This is a genomic window from Blastococcus sp. SYSU DS0539 (genome assembly GCF_054050855.1).
In genome coordinates this window covers 105,435-122,128 of record NZ_JBJHAF010000015.1, presented here as the reverse complement: position 1 = coordinate 122,128, position 16,694 = coordinate 105,435, and the positions used below count along the sequence as shown (strand labels likewise).

The 16,694-nt window shown below is 74.7% G+C and carries 16 protein-coding genes and 1 pseudogene; 6 read left to right on the top strand and 11 right to left on the bottom strand.

The annotated features are described in order from the left end of the window. Positions 1–119: 119 nt before the first annotated feature. Complete coding sequence (locus ACI790_RS17665) at positions 120–590, top strand: hypothetical protein (RefSeq protein ID WP_456571099.1); 471 nt, start codon at positions 120–122, stop codon at positions 588–590. Here ACI790_RS17665 and ACI790_RS17660 read toward each other — a convergent pair. Beyond that, positions 583–1,443, bottom strand: a complete 861-nt coding sequence (locus ACI790_RS17660; RefSeq protein ID WP_456571098.1) for a phosphoribosylaminoimidazolesuccinocarboxamide synthase — start codon at positions 1,441–1,443, stop codon at positions 583–585. The two genes, ACI790_RS17665 and ACI790_RS17660, sit on opposite strands and share 8 nt — an antisense overlap. After that, positions 1,440–2,765, bottom strand: coding sequence for an adenylosuccinate lyase (gene purB, locus ACI790_RS17655; RefSeq protein ID WP_456571097.1), 1,326 nt, complete (start codon positions 2,763–2,765; stop codon positions 1,440–1,442). The genes ACI790_RS17660 and purB overlap by 4 nt, the downstream gene beginning before the upstream one ends. Before the next feature lie 84 nt (positions 2,766–2,849). On the opposite strand from purB, the gene ACI790_RS17650 reads away from it, so the two are divergent. Then, positions 2,850–4,262, top strand: coding sequence for an AI-2E family transporter (locus ACI790_RS17650; RefSeq protein ID WP_456571096.1), 1,413 nt, complete (start codon positions 2,850–2,852; stop codon positions 4,260–4,262). A 3-nt stretch (positions 4,263–4,265) separates the two neighbouring features. On the opposite strand, the gene purD is transcribed toward ACI790_RS17650, so the two are convergent. Beyond that, positions 4,266–5,549, bottom strand: coding sequence for a phosphoribosylamine--glycine ligase (purD, locus tag ACI790_RS17645; RefSeq protein WP_456571095.1), 1,284 nt, complete (start codon positions 5,547–5,549; stop codon positions 4,266–4,268). A 195-nt stretch (positions 5,550–5,744) separates the two neighbouring features. Between purD and ACI790_RS17640 the strand changes: the two genes are divergently transcribed. Next, positions 5,745–6,770, top strand: a complete 1,026-nt coding sequence (locus ACI790_RS17640) for a glycerophosphodiester phosphodiesterase family protein (RefSeq protein ID WP_456571094.1) — start codon at positions 5,745–5,747, stop codon at positions 6,768–6,770. Here the strand turns inward: ACI790_RS17640 and rsgA are convergent. Together rsgA and ACI790_RS17630 are read right to left on the bottom strand one after the other, a co-directional pair. After that, positions 6,751–7,299: pseudogene (gene rsgA, locus ACI790_RS17635) on the bottom strand (ribosome small subunit-dependent GTPase A); the annotation flags it as partial. The gene ACI790_RS17640 and the pseudogene rsgA overlap by 20 nt on opposite strands. An 84-nt stretch (positions 7,300–7,383) precedes the next feature. After that, positions 7,384–8,742, bottom strand: coding sequence for an adenylosuccinate synthase (locus ACI790_RS17630; RefSeq protein WP_456571093.1), 1,359 nt, complete (start codon positions 8,740–8,742; stop codon positions 7,384–7,386). On the opposite strand from ACI790_RS17630, the gene ACI790_RS17625 reads away from it, so the two are divergent. From ACI790_RS17625 to ACI790_RS17615, 3 genes are all read left to right on the top strand, one after another. Continuing rightward, entirely contained in the window at positions 8,741–9,355 is a 615-nt protein-coding gene (locus ACI790_RS17625; protein WP_456571092.1) for a hypothetical protein, read from the top strand. The two genes, ACI790_RS17630 and ACI790_RS17625, sit on opposite strands and share 2 nt — an antisense overlap. 131 nt (positions 9,356–9,486) lie before the next feature. After that, complete coding sequence (locus ACI790_RS17620) at positions 9,487–10,551, top strand: ABC transporter permease (RefSeq protein ID WP_456571091.1); 1,065 nt, start codon at positions 9,487–9,489, stop codon at positions 10,549–10,551. Continuing rightward, positions 10,548–11,384 carry an ATP-binding cassette domain-containing protein gene (locus ACI790_RS17615; RefSeq protein ID WP_456571090.1) on the top strand — a complete coding sequence of 279 codons (837 nt, stop codon included), beginning with the start codon at positions 10,548–10,550 and terminating at the stop codon, positions 11,382–11,384. Before ACI790_RS17620 ends, ACI790_RS17615 begins: the two co-directional genes overlap by 4 nt. 27 nt (positions 11,385–11,411) lie before the next feature. Here the strand turns inward: ACI790_RS17615 and ACI790_RS17610 are convergent, their stop codons facing one another. The 6 genes from ACI790_RS17610 to ACI790_RS17585 all read right to left on the bottom strand — a co-directional run bounded on the left by ACI790_RS17610 (position 11,412) and on the right by ACI790_RS17585 (position 16,691). After that, positions 11,412–11,555 (bottom strand): GPGG-motif small membrane protein, encoded by a 144-nt coding sequence (locus ACI790_RS17610; RefSeq protein ID WP_346620395.1) that lies wholly within the window; start codon positions 11,553–11,555, stop codon positions 11,412–11,414. Positions 11,556–11,707: 152 nt separating this feature from the next. Beyond that, positions 11,708–12,130, bottom strand: a complete 423-nt coding sequence (locus ACI790_RS17605) for a DUF3151 domain-containing protein (protein WP_456571089.1) — start codon at positions 12,128–12,130, stop codon at positions 11,708–11,710. A 2-nt stretch (positions 12,131–12,132) separates the two neighbouring features. Continuing rightward, positions 12,133–13,167: a class II fructose-bisphosphate aldolase gene (gene fbaA / locus ACI790_RS17600; RefSeq protein ID WP_456571088.1), complete on the bottom strand. Its 1,035-nt coding sequence runs from the start codon at positions 13,165–13,167 to the stop codon at positions 12,133–12,135. 129 nt (positions 13,168–13,296) lie between these two features. After that, positions 13,297–13,911, bottom strand: a complete 615-nt coding sequence (locus ACI790_RS17595; protein ID WP_456571087.1) for a pentapeptide repeat-containing protein — start codon at positions 13,909–13,911, stop codon at positions 13,297–13,299. A 15-nt stretch (positions 13,912–13,926) separates the two neighbouring features. Then, positions 13,927–15,279 carry an FAD-dependent oxidoreductase gene (locus ACI790_RS17590; protein WP_456571086.1) on the bottom strand — a complete coding sequence of 451 codons (1,353 nt, stop codon included), beginning with the start codon at positions 15,277–15,279 and terminating at the stop codon, positions 13,927–13,929. Beyond that, entirely contained in the window at positions 15,276–16,691 is a 1,416-nt protein-coding gene (locus ACI790_RS17585; RefSeq protein WP_456571085.1) for an FAD-binding oxidoreductase, read from the bottom strand. The genes ACI790_RS17590 and ACI790_RS17585 overlap by 4 nt, the downstream gene beginning before the upstream one ends. Positions 16,692–16,694: the final 3 nt, after the last annotated feature.

The following is a 16,694-nucleotide window of genomic DNA, read 5'->3' as shown; positions in this document are numbered from 1 at the left end:
CCCCCCCCCCCCCCCCCCCCCCCCCCCCCCCCCCCCCCCCCCCCCCCCCCCCCCCCCCCCCCCCCCCCCCCCCCCCCCCCCCCCCCCCCCCCCGCCCCCGTCCGAGAGGAGGACCGACCGTGCTGCACCGGATGGGCGTTCCCCTGCTGGTCGTCGTCGCGGTGGTCCTCGGCACCGCCGCGCCCGCCCCGGCCACCTGGGCGACGCGGGCGGCCGCCGGACCGGCCGTCGTCGCGGCGGCCGTCATGCCGCCGGGCGAGCAGCCGACCGCATCGGGCAGCGGAGTGCTGACCCGCTCGTTCACGGTGACCTGGCGGACGAGCCACGTGGCCGGCGTGCCGGTCACCGGCTACGTGGTCCGGCGCACCAGCAGCCTGCTGGGCGCCGGCCTGATCTCCGAGGGCACCTGTTCGGGGGTCAGCCTGCTCGGGATCGACGCCCCGGTGTACGTGCCGGCGGACCCGGCCGCCGAGACGCAGTCCTGCACCGACACCTCGCTCGTGTCGCTCGGCACGGTCTCCTACACCGTCACGCCGGTCTTCGAGCGCTGGCTCGGGACGCCGTCGCCCTGGTCGGCGCCGGTCAGCTGAACGGCCGGCCGGTCAGCCGCTCGTAGGCGGTGACGTAGCGCTCCCGGGTGGCGGCGACGACGTGGTCCGGCAGCTCGGGCGGCTCGGACACGCGGTCCCAGCCCGACGAGGTCAGCCAGTCGCGCACGAACTGCTTGTCGTAGGAGGGCTGCACCGCTCCCGGCGACCAGGTGTCGGCCGGCCAGAAGCGGGACGAGTCGGGCGTGAGCACCTCGTCACCGAGCACCAGGCTCCCGTCCGGGTCCACCCCGAACTCGAACTTGGTGTCGGCCAGCACGATGCCCGCGTCGGCGGCGATCTCCGCACCGCGCCGGTAGAGCGCCAGCGTCAGCTCGCGCAGCTCCTCCGCCCGGGCGGCGCCGACGGCGGAGACGACGGCGGCGAAGTCGATCGCCTCGTCGTGCTCCCCCACCTCGGCCTTGGTGGAGGGCGTGAACACCGGGTCGGGCAGCCGCGATCCCTCGACCAGGCCGGCGGGCAGGGCGACGTCGCGGATCGAGCCGGTCCGCGCGTACTCCGTGGTCCCCGAGCCGGAGAGGTAACCGCGGGCCACGCACTCGACGGGGAGCATCTCCAGCCGGCGCACCAGCATCGCCCGCCCGGCGACGCCGGCCGGCACGTCCGAGGCGCTGACCAGGTGGTGCGACGCCCCGAACGACGACAGCACCGGCGCCAGCTGCTCGAACCACCACACCGACAGCCGGGTCAGCACGGCGCCCTTGTCCGGGATCGGCGTCGGCAGCACGTGGTCGTAGGCGGAGATCCGGTCCGACGCCACCAGCAGCAGCCGGTCGTCGCCGGCGTCGTAGATCTCCCGCACCTTGCCGCGGGCGACGAGCGGGAGGTCGATCACGACAGCGCGGCCAGCCGGTCGAACAGCGGGCCCAGGTTCGCCACGTACTGCTCCGGGCGGCAGATCTCGTCCAGCCGGGCCTCGTCCAGCGCCACCGAGGAGGCGGCCGCCCGCGCCCGCAGCGTCTCGCGGAAGGGCACGCCGGAGTTCCAGGTCTCCATCGCCGCCGACTGCACGAGCGCGTAGGCGTCCTCGCGGGACTGCCCGCTCTCCACCAGCTCCAGCAGCACCGACGAGGTGTAGATCAGCCCGCCGGTCGACTCCAGGTTGGCCCGCATCCGGTCGGCGTCCACCACCAGGTTCTCCACCAGGCCGGCCGTCAGATCGAGCAGGTAGTCGGTGGTGATCGCGGCATCGGGCAGGAAGACCCGCTCGGTGGAGGAGTGCGAGATGTCGCGCTCGTGCCAGAGCGGGATGCCCTCCATCACCGGCACGATCGCCGCTCGCACGACGCGGGCCAGCCCGGCGATGCGCTCGGAGCGGATCGGGTTCTTCTTGTGCGGCATCGCGCTCGAGCCCTTCTGGCCCGACCCGAACGCCTCGGACAGCTCGCGCACCTCGGTCCGCTGGCCGTGCCGGACCTCCAGCGCGACCGCCTCGCAGACGGTGACGAGGATCGCCAGCGCCGACACCCACTCGCTGATCGAGTCGCGCAGCACCACCTGGGTGGAGGCGTCGGCGGGCTGCAGGCCCAGCGCCTCGGCGACCGCCACCTCGACCGACGGGTCGATCAGCGAGTACGTGCCGACGGCGCCGGAGATGGCGACGACGCCGACGCGCTCGCGGGCGGCCCGCAGCCGGTCGCGGGAGCGGGCGGCGGCGAACGCGAGGTCGGCGACCCGGTGGCCCCAGACGACCGGTTCGGCGTGCACGCCGTGCGTCCGCCCGACCCTGATCGTCGACCGGTGCGCCAGGCCGTGGTCGCGCAGCGCCGCCACCAGCCGGTCGGCCTTGGCCAGCAGGATGTCGGTGGCCTCGGTCAACTGCACGGCCAGCGCGGTGTCCAGCAGGTCCGACGACGTCATGCCGTGGTGCACAAAAGCCGCCGCCGAGCGGGGCTCGGTGTTGTCGGCCCAGGCGGTGAGGAACGCGATGACGTCGTGCTGCGTCGTCTCCTCGATCTCGGCGACCCGCTCGGCGGTGGGCGGCGGCGCGTTGCGCACCGGCTCGACGACGTCGGCCGGGACGCGCCCCGCGGCGGCGTGCGCCTCGAGCACCAGCGTCTCGACGCGGCACCACAGCTCGTACTTGTGGGCGTCGCTCCAGACCCGACCCATGTCGGGGAGCGTGTAGCGCTCGATCATCCGGGTACCGCCTGCCACTGCTCAGCTCGTCGCGCCACGGGGACAGTCTCCCGCAGGGCTAGCGTGATCACGAACGGCCCCTACGGACGGCGGAGGTGCGCGATGCTGCGCCGGGCCACGACCCTTGCCGCACGGGCCCGTGCGCGCATCCAGGCGGCGCGGGAGCACGACCCGCACGGCTGGCACCACCACCCCCGCGACGCCCGCGAGCCGGAGCCGATCGACTTCGTGCACGACCCGCAGGATGACGACGACGCCGGCGCCACCCGGCCGCCCCTGGGCAGCCCGGCTCCCGGCGCGCCGGACCTCGACGGCGCGGTGGGCCCCGGCGGCGTCAGCGGCCCGCCCGACCGCTCCTCGCCGGAGGGGGGCCGGCCCCGCCCGCCGGCACCCCGGCGGGCCCCGCGCCGCACCGCCGCCGAGGACGACGTGCCCTTCGGGCTGCGGACGGCGGCGGCCTGGTCGTGGCGGCTGATCGTGGTGATCGCCGGCTTCTACGTGCTGCTCTGGGCCGCCGCGCACGTCGCGGTGGTGGTCGTGCCGGTCATCGTCGCGCTGCTGCTGGCCGCGCTGCTCCAGCCGGGGGCGACCGCCCTCGTGCGGTCCGGCTGGCCCAAGGGGCTGGCGGCCTCGGCGATGCTGCTGGTCGGTCTGGCGGTGGTCGCCGGGATCATCACGCTGGTGGTGGAGCGCTTCACCGCCGGGTTCTCCGACCTGGCGGCGCAGGTCAGCCAGGGCCTGGAGGAGGTGGAGTCCTTCGTCGTCCGGACGTTCCCGATCACGGCGAGCCAGCTGGAGGACGCCGTCGGCGAGCTGCAGGACTTCCTGGTCAGCAACGAGGAGAGCCTCGCCACGGGCGCGATCACCACCGCCACCACCGTGGGCGAGGTCTTCACCGGCATCGTCCTGGCGCTGTTCACGCTCTTCTTCTTCCTCAAGGACGGCCGGTCCATCTGGCTGTGGCTGGTCGGGCTCTTCCCGCGCGACTCCCGGGCCTACCTGGACGAGGCGGCCCGGCGGTCCTGGCGGACGCTGATCTCCTACGTGCGGGCCACCGTCGTCGTCGCCGGCGTGGACGCCGTCGGCATCGGCATCGGGCTGGCGATCCTGCAGGTGCCGCTGGTCATCCCGCTGGCGGCGCTGGTGTTCCTCGGCGCCTTCGTCCCGATCATCGGGTCGTTCCTGGCCGGGTCGGTCGCGGTGCTCGTGGCGCTGGTGTCCGTGGGTCCGGTCAAGGCGCTGATCGCCCTCGCGATCGTCGTGCTGGTCATGCAGCTGGAGGGCCACGTGCTGCAGCCCCTGCTGCTGGGCCGGGCCGTGCACGTGCACCCGCTGGCGGTCGTGCTGGCGATCGCCGCGGGCCTGCTGGTCGGCGGCATCTTCGGCGCGCTGATCGCCGTCCCGACCGTGGCGTGCGTGAACGTGGCCGGCACCTACCTGAGCCGGCGCCACGAGGGCCCGCGCCCGCCCGAGCCGCGGCCCGACCGGGCCCGCCCGGCGGTCACCGCCGGCTGAGGCTCAGCCGGGGGCGATCCGGCCCTGGACGGCGGCCAGCGCGATGTCGGTGCGCCAGTGCGCGCCGGCCAGCCGCACGCCGGCCACCCGCTCGTAGGCGGCCTGCCGGGCGGCGGAAAGGTCGTCGCCGACGGCCGTCACGGCCAGCACGCGGCCGCCGGCGGAGACGACGGCGCCGTCGGCCGTGAGCGCGGTGCCCGCGTGCAGCACGCCCGCGCCGTCGGCGCCGGTGATCGGGTCGCCGGTCCGCGGCGCCTCCGGGTAGCCCGGCGCCGCCACCACCACGGTCACCGCGGCGCCGGAGCGCCAGCGCAGCGGCGGGTGCGCGGCCAGGGCGCCGGTGGCGGCGGCGTGCAGCAGCCCGCCCAGCGGGGTCTCGAGCAGCGGCAGCACGACCTGGGTCTCCGGGTCGCCGAACCGGGCGTTGAACTCCACCACCCGGATCCCGCGCGACGTCAGCGCCAGGCCCGCGTACAGCAGCCCGCTGAACGTCTCGCCGCGGCGGGCCATCTCGTCGACGGTGGGCTGCAGCACGGTGGCCAGCACCTCCTCGACCAGCCCCGGCGGCGCCCAGGGCAGCGGCGCGTAGGCGCCCATGCCACCGGTGTTGGGCCCGCCGTCGCCGTCGTCGCGCCGCTTCGCGTCCTGCGCCGGGACGAGCGGCAGCACCGTCGTCCCGTCGGTGACGGCGAACAGCGACACCTCCGGCCCGTCGAGGAACTCCTCGACGAGCACCGCGCCGCCGGCGTCGAGCACCCGGCGGCCGTGGGCGGCGGCGGCGTCCCGGTCGGCCGTGACGACGACGCCCTTCCCCGCGGCGAGGCCGTCGTCCTTGACCACGTAGGGCGCGCCGCCGGTGAGCGCGGCCACCTCGTCCAGCGCGGTCTCGAGCTCGGCGGCACCACCGACGGCCCACGAGCGGGCGGTGGGCACGCCGGCCGCCGTCATGACGTGCTTGGCGAAGGACTTGCTGCCCTCCAGCTGAGCGGCCTGCGCCGACGGGCCGAAGCAGGCGATCCCGGCCTCCCGGACGGCGTCGGCGACGCCGGCGACCAGCGGCACCTCGGGACCGATCACGACCAGGTCGGCGCCCCAGTCCCGCGCCAGCGCGGCCACCGCGACGGGATCGGCCGCGGCCAGCGACTCCCCGCCGGGTGGGGGCGGGGCGACGGCCCGCGTCCCGGCGTTGCCGGGAGCGCAGGCGAGGCCGTCCACCGCAGGGTCGGACAGGAGAGCCACGCACAGGGCGTGCTCCCGGGCACCGGAGCCGATCACCAGCACGCGCACGAGCGGCGACCCTACCGATGCCGCGGCGCCCGGGGCCGCGGCGAGGGCCTCGATCCCACCCGTCCCGGGCACACCGGATGATGTCGGTCACTTCTCCGGCGCATCACCGCAGGTCCACGGAGCGGCCGCTCGATCGTGCGCGACCGGACTCCTCCGGTTCCCCGCGCATTCACCCGGGTCGGGTGGGGTGGGCCCATGCACGTGACCGAGTCACCGGCGGAACGGCCGGCGACACGCCTTCCGCGGCCCGTCGTCATCGGACACCGCGGAGCTCCGGCCTACCGGCCGGAGCACACCGCGGCCGGCTTCGAGCTGGCCATCGACCTCGGTGCCGACCTCATCGAGCCCGACGTCGTGGTCAGTCGCGACGGCGTGCTCGTCGTCCGGCACGAGAGCGAGCTCTCGCTCTCCACCGACGTGGCCGAGCACCCGGAGTTCGCCGGACGCCGCACGTGCAAGGTGGTCGACGGCGAGCTGCACACCGGCTGGTTCGCCGAGGACTTCACCTACGCCGAGCTGCGGACCCTCCGCGCGGTGGAGCGGATGCCGTCGCTGCGGCCGCTCAACACCGCCTACGACGGCCGCTACGGCATCCTCACCCTGGCCGAGGTGATCGAGCTGGCGCGCTGCCGCTCGACCGCCGAGCGCCCCGTCCGCGTGCTCGCCGAGCTCAAGCACCCCGGGGCGTGCCACGCCCCGGCACGCTCCATGGCCGAGCTGGTGGCCGACGAGCTGCGCCGGCTCGGCGCCGAGCGCGCCGACGGCACCGTGCTGCTGCAGTCGTTCGACCCGGCCGTGCTGCGCGACCTGCGCAGCCGGCTGGGCGAGGACGGTCCCCGGATGGTGCAGCTGGTCGAGGACGACGCCGCGGGCGACGCCATGGTCACCCCGCCGGGGCTGCGGGAGATCTCCACCTACGCGCAGGGGGTCGGCCCGAGCCGCTCGCGGATCCTGGCCGACGCCGCGGAGCAGGCGCCGACCGGCGCGCCGACCCTGGTGGAGCAGGCGCACGGCGCGGAGCTGGCGGTCTTCTGCTGGACGCTGCGGGCGGAGAACGCCTTCCTGCCCGAGCACCTCCGGCGGGGCACGGCCCCCGGCGCCCACGGGGACGCGGTGGGCGACGCGGTCGCGCTGCTGGCCCTCGGCGTGGACGGGCTGATCACCGACTCCCCCGACCACGCCGTCCGCGCCCGCACCGCGGTCACCGCGCAGCTGGTGTGAGCCGGACCGGTAAGCGCACCCGGTTCGGCCGGCCGCGCTGGGCCCGGTGCACGGCCCGCAGCCGGGCGCGCTCCTGGGCGCGGGCCCGCGCGTCGACGCGCAGCTGCTGCCGGTGGGCCTCGGCCTGCAGCTTCCGCCAGGCCGTGTAGCGCGCGGGATCGAGCCGGCCGTCCCCGATGGCGGCGGCGACGGCGCAGCCGGGCTCGGTCCGGTGCGCGCAGTCGCGGTACCGGCACCCGGTGGCCAGCTCCGCGACGTCGGCGAACGCCCGGTCGACGCCGTCCGCGTCGTCGGGGAGGCCCAGCTCCCGCATGCCCGGGGTGTCGATCAGCAGGCCACCGCCGGGGAGCGGGTGGAGCTCCCGGGCCGTGGTGGTGTGCCGCCCCCGGCCGTCGTCGCGGATGCCCCTGGTGCCGGCCACGGCCCGGCCGGCCAGCGCGTCGAGGAGGCTGGACTGACCGACGCCGGAGGGACCCACCATGGCGGCCGTGCCGCCGGGCGGGAGCAGCGCCCGGACGGCGTCCAGCCCGGCCCCGGAGGCCTCCCCGAGGAGGCCCGGGCAGGGCTCAGCGCAGGACGGGACGGCACCTGGCCGCGGTGTTGACCCGGAGGGTCAACCGATCAAATCGTGGACGACGACGTTCTCGTCCCGCCCCGGGCCGACACCGATGACGCTGACCCGCGCCCCGGAGAGCTCCTCGAGCCGGCGCACGTAGGCCTGCGCGTTGGCGGGGAGCTCGTCGAAGCTCCGGCAGTGCCGGATGTCCTCGGACCAGCCCGGCATCTCCTCGTAGACCGGCTTGGCGTGGTGGAAGTCGGTCTGGGTCATCGGCATCTCCTCGTGCCGGACGCCGTCGACCTCGTAGGCCACGCAGATCGGCACGCTCTCCAGGCCGGACAGCACGTCGAGCTTGGTGAGGAAGTAGTCGGTGATGCCGTTGACCCGGCTGGCGTAGCGGGCGACGACGGCGTCGAACCAGCCGCAGCGGCGGTCCCGGCCGGTGGTGACTCCGACCTCGCCGCCCTGCTTGCGCAGGTACTCGCCGTTGGCGTCGAACAGCTCGGTCGGGAAGGGGCCGGAGCCCACCCGGGTCGTGTACGCCTTGAGGATGCCGACGACCCGCTCGATCCGGGTCGGGCCGACGCCCGCGCCCACGGCCGCGCCGCCCGCGGTCGGGTTGGACGACGTCACGAACGGATAGGTGCCGTGGTCGACGTCGAGCAGGGTGCCCTGGGAGCCCTCGAGCAGCACCCACTCGCCGGCGTCGAGGGCCTTGCCCAGCAGCAGCCGGGTGTCGACGATGCGGTGCCGGAGCGCCTCGGCGTACTGCGTGTACTCCTCGACGACCTCGTCGACGTCGATGGCCTTGCGGTTGTAGACCTTGACCAGGATCTGGTTCTTCTCCTGGAGCGTCCCCTCGAGCTTCTGCCGGAGGATCGAGAGGTCGAGGAGGTCCTGCACCCGGATGCCCACGCGGGCGACCTTGTCGCCGTAGGCGGGGCCGATACCGCGGCCGGTGGTGCCGATCTTGCGCTTGCCCAGGAACCGCTCGGTGACCTTGTCCAGGGCACGGTGGTGCGGCATGATCAAGTGCGCGTCGGAGGAGATGACCAGCCGCGAGGTGTCCACCCCCCGCTCCTCCAGCCCGGCGAGCTCCCCGATCAGCACCTCCGGGTCGATCACCACGCCGTTGCCGATGACCGGCGTGCAGCCCGGCGTCAGGATCCCGGAGGGGATCAGGTGGAGGGCGTACTTCTCACCGTCGGGCGTGATGACGGTGTGCCCGGCGTTGTTGCCACCCTGGTAGCGGACGACGTAGGGGACGCGGCCGCCGAGCAGGTCGGTGGCCTTGCCCTTGCCTTCGTCGCCCCACTGGGCACCGATCAGCACGACAGCGGGCATCGGCTCCTGGTTCTCCTGTTCCTCGACACCCGGGTCGATCCCGGCCGGCAGGTGGCAGGGTATCGGCATGTCGTCGGTCGAGCTGGACCTCCGCCGCCTGGGCCCGGGCGAGGCGCCCCTCAGGAGCCAGCTGGAGCCGGTCGCCGGCGCCGCGTCGCTGGTGGTCCGCGGCCCGGTGGCCGCGCTCTCCGCCGTGCTCGCGGCCCTGCTCAAGGCCGGGCGGACGGCTGAGGTCCCCGTCGCCTGGGAACCGGCTCCCGACAAGGCATCCACGGCGCTCGCCCGCGACCTGGGGATCGGCACCGGTGCCCCCCGGGACCTCACGCTGGTGCGGGACGACCACGGCGGCGTGCTGCTGCACCACGGCCGCATCGAGGCGGCGGGTGACAGCCGGCGGTCGCTGTCCCGGCGGCTGGGCCTGCAGGCGCACCACGACGACATCCGGGTGGCCGACGGCGAGATCACCCGCATCGACGTCCGCCCCGACTGGAGCGCCGTCGACACGATCGGCGTGACCGTCATGGTCCAGCCCCTCCGGCCGACGCGGCAGACCAGCGGGCGCGCCCTCCAGGTCGCCTCGGACCCCGCTCGGATCGTGCGCGACGGCGTTCCCTACGTCCGGCCGGTCGACCGCTGGACCTGGTACGCCGACGACCGGGTGCGGTGGCGCCTGCACCCCTGACGGAGCCGCCCTCGCCGGCGCGTAGCAGCCCCGTGCAGCGGGCCGGGGGCGTCGTGGACACTGGGCGGCAGCCGACCGCCCGAGGAGGACCCGCTGCCGACGTCCTGTTGCCGCGCCGGGTCGCCGTGCCGGTGATCACCGACCGCCCGTCCGCCTTCGGCTCCCGCACGGCCCCGGCGCCGCCGGGCAGCCGGGTCCTGGCGCGTGCGCTGGCCCGGCCGAGCCTGCCCGCCGTCGTCGGCCTGGTGGTGGTCGTCGCCTTCTTCGCCCTGCAGGTGCCGGACCTGCTCTCGCCGTTCGGGCTGGCCACCGTCCTCGACACCGCGGCGGTGCTGGGCATCGGCGGCGTCGCCGTCGCGCTGCTGCTGATCGCCGGGCAGTTCGACCTGTCGGTGGGGGTGGTCGCGGTCTCGAGCTCGCTGCTCACCGCGCTGCTGATCGGCTACGCCGGCTGGAGCACCTGGCCGGCCCTGCTGGTGTCGCTGCTCGCCGCGCTGGCGGTCGGGGTGGTCAACGGCATGCTGGTCGTGAACACCGGCCTGCCGAGCTTCCTGGTCACCCTGGCGACCTTCCTGATCCTGCAGGGCACCTCGCAGGCCGGGGCGCAGGCGGTCGCGGGCTCCACCCGGGTCAGCGGGCTGGACCAGACGCCGGGCTGGTCGTCGGCGAGCGCGCTGTTCGACGCGACGCTGGAGATCGGCAACGGCCGGTTCAACGTCTCCATCCTGTGGTGGCTCACCCTGACGGCGCTGGCGACGTGGGGCCTGTGGCGCACCAAGTTCGGCAACGCGATCTTCGCCTGCGGTGGCGCCCGCCAGGCCGCGCGCGAGCTCGGCGTGCCGGTCCGCCGGACGACCGTGGCGCTCTTCTGCCTCACCGCGGCCGCGGGATGGCTGCTGGGCACCTTCACGCTGGTGCGGCTGGGCAGCGTCCAGGCGGGCGGCGCCGTGGGCATCCAGAGCGGGATCGACTTCATCGTCATCGCGGTCATCGGCGGATGCCTGCTCACCGGCGGCTACGGCTCGGCGATCGGCGCCGCCGTCGGCGCCCTGCTGTACGCGGTGGCGCGGCAGGGCATCACGCTCGCCGACTGGGACACCCGCTGGTTCCAGGCGCTGCTCGGGGTGCTGCTCCTGGTGGCGCTGCTGGCCAACGGCGAGGTGCGCCGGCGGCTCAAGTCGAGGCCCCGCTCGTGAGCGCGCCCCCCGCCGGCGACGGCGTCCCGGCGGCCGGCCCGACGCCGGTGGTGGAGCTGCGCGGAGTCACCGTCCGGCACGGCCACGTGCCGGCGCTGAGCCGGGTGAGCGCCGCACTCGTCCCCGGCCAGATCACCTGCGTGCTCGGCGAGAACGGCTCCGGGAAGTCGACGCTCGTATCGGTCGTGTCGGGGCTGCGCCGGCACGACGAGGGCACGCTGCTCGTCGACGGCGTCCCCGTGCGGTTCCGGTCGCCCCGGCACGCGCGCGAGGCCGGGATCGCCACCGTCTGGCAGGACCTCGCCGTCGCCCCGCTGCTGTCGGTGTGGCGGAACTTCTTCCTCGGCGCCGAGCCCACCCGCGGGGTGTGGCCGCTGCGCCGGCTCGACCTGGACGGCGCCCGGGAGACGACCGTGCGCGCCATGGCCCGGGTCGGCGTCACCGGGCTGGACCCCGACCGCCCGGCCAGCTCCCTGCAGGCCGGCGAGCGGCAGAGCCTCGCCGTCGCCCGCGCCCTGCACTTCGGCGCTCGCGCGCTGGTCATCGACGAGCCCGTGACGCCCATGACGGTGGCCCGGCAGACGCTGTTCGGGCAGTCCATCCTGGCCGCGCGGGCCCAGGGGCTCGCGGTCGTCGTCGTCACCAACAACCCGCGCTACGCCCACCTCATCGGTGACCGGTTCCTGCTGCTGGCGCACGGTCAGGTGGCCGGCAACCTCACCCGGGACGACGTCGACGCCGACGTCCTCACCGCGCTGATGGCCGGCGGCGACCAGCTGACCACGCTGACCGACGCCCTCACCGCGCTCCACCCGGAGCTCGGCGACCGCTGACCGCAGCTGCCGAGCCCCGGGGACGCGTCAGGTGAAGATGCTGACCCCGCCCGGCCCGACCAGCAAACCGAGCACGATCAGCACGATCCCCCAGACGATCTCCTTGCGGACGATCGCCACGACACCGGCGACCACGAGGACGACGGCGAGGATCCAGAGCAAGGTGGCCATCAGAGGCTCCCTCCGTAGGGCGCCGGAACGGCGCCGTGCACGCTGAGTAGTGATCACTGCGGCAGTGATCCAAACGCGGCGCCACGAAAGTGCTGGTGGGCACGGAACGGGCGGCCCGCACACGCGGACCACCCGTTACCGATCGTGAACAATCAGATGGTCAGCGTCGGATCGCAGTCGCGCAGCAGCTGGGTGCAGCGCTCGGCCTCCCCGGTCTCGCCGATGGCCGCGGCCGCCGCCGCGAGCACGGTGACGCAGCGCAGGAACCCGCGGTTGGGCTCGTGCGACCACGGCACCGGGCCGTAGCCCTTCCAGCCGTTGCGGCGCAGCGCGTCCAGCCCGCGGTGGTAGCCGGTGCGGGCGTAGGCGTAGGCCTGGACGGTGTCGACGAGGGCCCGCTCGGGGCGGTGCAGCGCCTCCTCGGCCAGACCGGCCCACACCGCGCTCACCGTCGGGTGGTGCGCGGCGACCTCGGCCAGCGTGGCGCCCTCGGCCAGCTCGGCGTCGGCCTCCGGCGTCGCCGGCAGCAGGGTGGCCGGCGGCTCGCCCAGCAGGTTGCCGTGGGAGTGGCTCACGGTCACGCCCCCTGGGACTGGCCGGCCGACTGCAGGTGCTCGCAGGCCTCGACGACGCGGGCGGCCATGCCGGTCTCGGCCGCCTTGAGGTAGCTGCGCGGGTCGTAGACCTTCTTGTTGCCCACCTCGCCGTCGATCTTCAGCACGCCGTCGTAGTTGCTGAACATGTGCCCGGCGATCGGGCGGGTGAAGGCGTACTGGGTGTCGGTGTCGACGTTCATCTTCACCACGCCGTAGGAGAGCGCCTCGCGGATCTCGGACTCCGCCGAGCCCGAGCCGCCGTGGAAGACCAGGTTGAACGGCTTGGCGCCCTCGCCCAGGCCGAACTCCTTGGCGACCAGCGCCTGGCCGCGCTCTAGCACGTCGGGGCGCAGCTTGACGTTGCCCGGCTTGTAGACGCCGTGCACGTTGCCGAAGGTGGCCGCGAGCAGGTAGACGCCGCGCTCCCCCAGCCCGAGCTGCTGCGCGGTGCGCAGGAAGTCGCCGTCGGCGGTGTAGAGCTTCTCGTTGATCTCGGCGACGACGCCGTCCTCCTCGCCACCGACGATGCCGATCTCCAGCTCCAGGACGATCTTGGCCGCCGCGGCCTTCTCCATGAGCTCCTCGGCGATGTCCAGGTTCTCGCCCAGCTCGATCGCCGAGCCGTCCCACATGTGCGACTGGAACAGCGGCTCCTGGCCGGCGTCGACCCGGTCCTTCGACAGGGCGATCAGCGGGCGGACGTAGGAGTCCAGCTTGTCCTTGGGGCAGTGGTCGGTGTGCAGCGCGACGTTGACCGGGTACTTCTCGGCCACCACGTGCGCGAACTCGGCCAGCGCCACCGCGCCGGTGACCATGTCCTTGACCCGGGTGCCCGAGCCGAACTCCGCACCCCCGGTGGAGAACTGGATGATCCCGTCGCTGCCGGCGTCGGCGAAGCCGCGCAGTGCCGCGTTGATGGTCTCCGAGGAGGTGCAGTTGATCGCCGGGTAGGCGTAACCGCCCTCCTTCGCCCGGCTGATCATGTCGGCGTAGACCTCGGGGGTCGCGATGGGCATGCGGTGCACTCCTCGCATCGGTTGCGGCTGTACTGCGCTGTACGTGCTGACGACGGCGATCAGTATCCCGCCATGCCTTCCGGCCGCTACACCGCGGGCCACGGCGGGACCCGACCGGGCGACACCGGCTCAGCCGCCGCCCGGGTGCCGGCCCTCGTCGTCCCCGACCCGGAGCCCGAGCGCGGTGGCGAGCTGCACGGCCTGGCCGAGGTCGATCCGCGCGCCGGCCAGCCGGATAGCACGGGGGTCCAGCGTGGGGAGGTCGCTGCCCCGCAGGTCGGCACCGGCGAGGTCGGCGTCGTGCAGCTCGGCGCCGGAGAGGTCCACGTCGCGCAGCGTCGTGCCGGCGCCCTGCACGCCGGTGAGCTCGGCCTCGCGCAGCCGGGTGCCGCGGAAGGTCGCCCGGCGCAGGTCGGCTCCGGTCAGGACGGCGAAGGACCAGTCACCGCCGTCGACGGTGAGCTGGTCGAACGAGCACCGGTCGAACACCGCGCCGACGAGCTTGCAGCCGGTGAGGGTCGCGGAGAAGAACGAGCAGCCGGTGAAGGCGCAGTTGACGAACGCGGCGTCGGCGAGCTCCACGAGGGTGAACCGGCAGTCGTGGAACGTGCAGTCGGTGAAGGTCAGCCCGGTGCCGGTGGCCTCGGTGAGGTCGACCGCGCTGAAGGCGACGCCCTCGTGCTGCCGGCCGGTGAGGTCCTCGCCGTACCAGTCCGCACCCCGGACGTCGGTCGAGGGCAGCACCCGGCGGGGCACCGCTCAGCCTTGCTCGATGCGGCTGACCACCCGCGCGGCGACGACCACCGGGTCGTAGGTCGGCGAGAACGGCGGCGCGTAGGAGAGGTCGGAGCCGGCGAGGTCCTCGGCGGTCATCCCCGCCCAGATGGCGGCGGCCAGCACGTCGATCCGCTTGCCGGATCCAGGGCCGCCGACGATCTGCGCACCGAGCAGCCGCCCCGACCCGGCCTCGCTGAGCAGCTTGATCGCGACCTCCTCGGCACCGGGGTAGTAGCCGGCCCTCGTCGTCGCCTCGATGGTGTCGGTGCGGTAGTCGAAGCCCGCCTGCTCGGCCTCGGTGGTGCACAGCCCGGTGCGGCCGATCTCCAGGTCTCCCACCTTGGTGAGGGCGGTGCCCAGCACCCCGGCGAACCGGGCGGCCTGGCCGCCGACGACCGAGCCGGCCACCCGCCCCTGCTTGTTCGCGTGGGTGCCCAGCGCGATGTGGGTGACCTCGCCGGTGACCCGGTGGAAAGTCTGCGAGCAGTCGCCGGCGGCGTAGATCTCCGGGTGCGAGCGGGTGCGCTGCGTGCGGTCGACGGCGATGGCGCCGGTGGTGCCCAATCGGATGCCGGCCTGCTCGGCCAGCGCCACCTCCGGACCCATGCCGAGGCCGAGCACGACCAGGTCGGCGTCGTAGCTGCCGGCGTCGGTGCGCACGCCCCGCGCGCGGCCCGACTCGTCGACCAGGATCTCGCGGACCGCCTGGTCGGGGTGCATCTCCATGCCCATGGCACCCATGCCGGCGCAGACCCGCTCGGCCATGTCGGCGTCGAGCAGCTGCATCGGCAGCGGGTCGGCGAGCACGACGGTGACCGCCAGCCCGCGCCGCTGCAGCGCCTCGGCCATCTCCAGCCCGATGTAGCCGCCGCCCAGCACCAGGGCACGGCTCGGGCCGGCGTCCAGGGCGGCCCGGATCGCGGCGCCGTCGTCCAGCCGGTGGACGCCGAAGACGCCGGGCGCGTCCAGGCCGGGGATCGGTGGCCGGTTCGGGCGCCCCCCGGTGGTCACGAGCAGGCGGTCGTAGCCGATCCGCTCGCCGGTGTCGGTGAGGACCTTCCCGGCGCCGGCGTCGATCTCCACGGCACGGGTGCCGGTGTGCACGGTGATGTCCCGGGCGGCGAACTGCGCCGGCGTCCGGGCGATCAGCGCGTCCCGGTCCTCGACCTGCCCGCCCACCCAGTACGGGATGCCGCAGGCGGAGTAGGAGACGACGTCGCCCTGCTCCAGCACGACGATCTCCAGGTCGTCGGCCGTCCTGAGCCGGCGGGCCTGGGCCGCCGCCGACATCCCTGCCGCGTCGCCCCCGATGACGAGGAACCGTTCCCTGCTCATCGCCCCAGCGTGGCACCCGCGGGCGTGCTGCGGAACACCGTTCCCGGGTTCAGCAGCCCGGCCGGGTCCAGCGCGGCCTTGATCGAGCGGTGCACGTCGAGGGCCACCGGGCCGATCTCGCGTTCCAGCCAGTCGACCTTGAGCACGCCCACCCCGTGCTCGCCGGTGATCGTGCCGCCGAGCGCCAGGCCCAGCTCGAGGATGTCGTCGAAGGCGCCGAACGCACGGGCCCGCTGGTCGTCGTCGGCGGGGTCGAAGACGACGGTGGGATGCATGTTGCCGTCGCCGGCGTGGCCGACGACGCCGATCACCAGCCCACGGGCCGCCGCGATGCCGTCGCAGCCGTCGAGGAACTGCGCGATCCGGGACCGGGGCACGGCGACGTCGTCGATCAGCGTGCTGCCCAGCCGCGCCAGGGCGGGCAGCGCCATGCGCCGGGCGGCGAGCAGCAGGTCCCCCTCGGCCTGGTCCTCCGTCGTGTGCACGAACTGCGCCCCCGCCTCCCGGCAGAGCTCGGCGAGCGCGGCGATCTCCGCGGCGGCGGCCGCGCCCCCGGTGTCGGACTGGGCGACCAGCAGCGCGTGCGCGGTCCGGTCCAGATCGGCCTTCAGCAGGTCGTCGACGGCGCGGATGCAGGTGTTGTCCATGACCTCCAGGAGGCTGGGCACCAGGCCCGCGGTCACCACCCGCTCGACGACCTGCCCGGTCTGCGCCGTCGTGGCGAAGGTGGCGGCGAGGGTGACCGGGCGCTGCGGCGCCGGGCGCAGCGCCAGCGTCGCCTCGGTGATGATCCCGAGCGTGCCCTCCGCGCCGACGAACAACCGCGCCAGGTCGTAGCCGGCCACGCCCTTCACCGTGCGCCGGCCGGTGCGCAGCACCCGCCCGTCGGCGAGCACGACCTCCAGGCCGAGGACGTAGTCGGTGGTGACGCCGTACTTCACGCAGCACAGCCCACCGGAGTTGGTGGAGAGGTTGCCGCCGATCGTGCACCAGTCGTAGCTGGACGGGTCCGGTGGGTAGAACAGGCCGGCCCCGGCGACGGCGTCGCGCAGCTGCTTGTTCACCACGCCCGGCTGGACGACGGCCAGCCGGTCGGCCGGCGACACCTCGAGGACGGCGTCCATGCGGGTCATCACCACGGTGATGCCGCCGTCGACGGCGTTGCTCGCCCCGGCCAGGCCCGACCCGGCGCCCCGCGGCACCACCGGCAGCCCGTGCCGGGCCGCCACCCGCATCACCGCGACGACGTCGTCGGTGCGCCGCGGGAACACCACGGCGGCCGGGGTGCCGGCGGGCGCCAGCATCGCCTGGTCGCGGGCGTAGCCGGCGGTGACGTCGGGATCGGTGAGGACGCCGTCGGCGCCCAGGTCGTCAGTCAGCTCGGCGAGCCACGTCGCCGTCGTCGTGGTCACCGT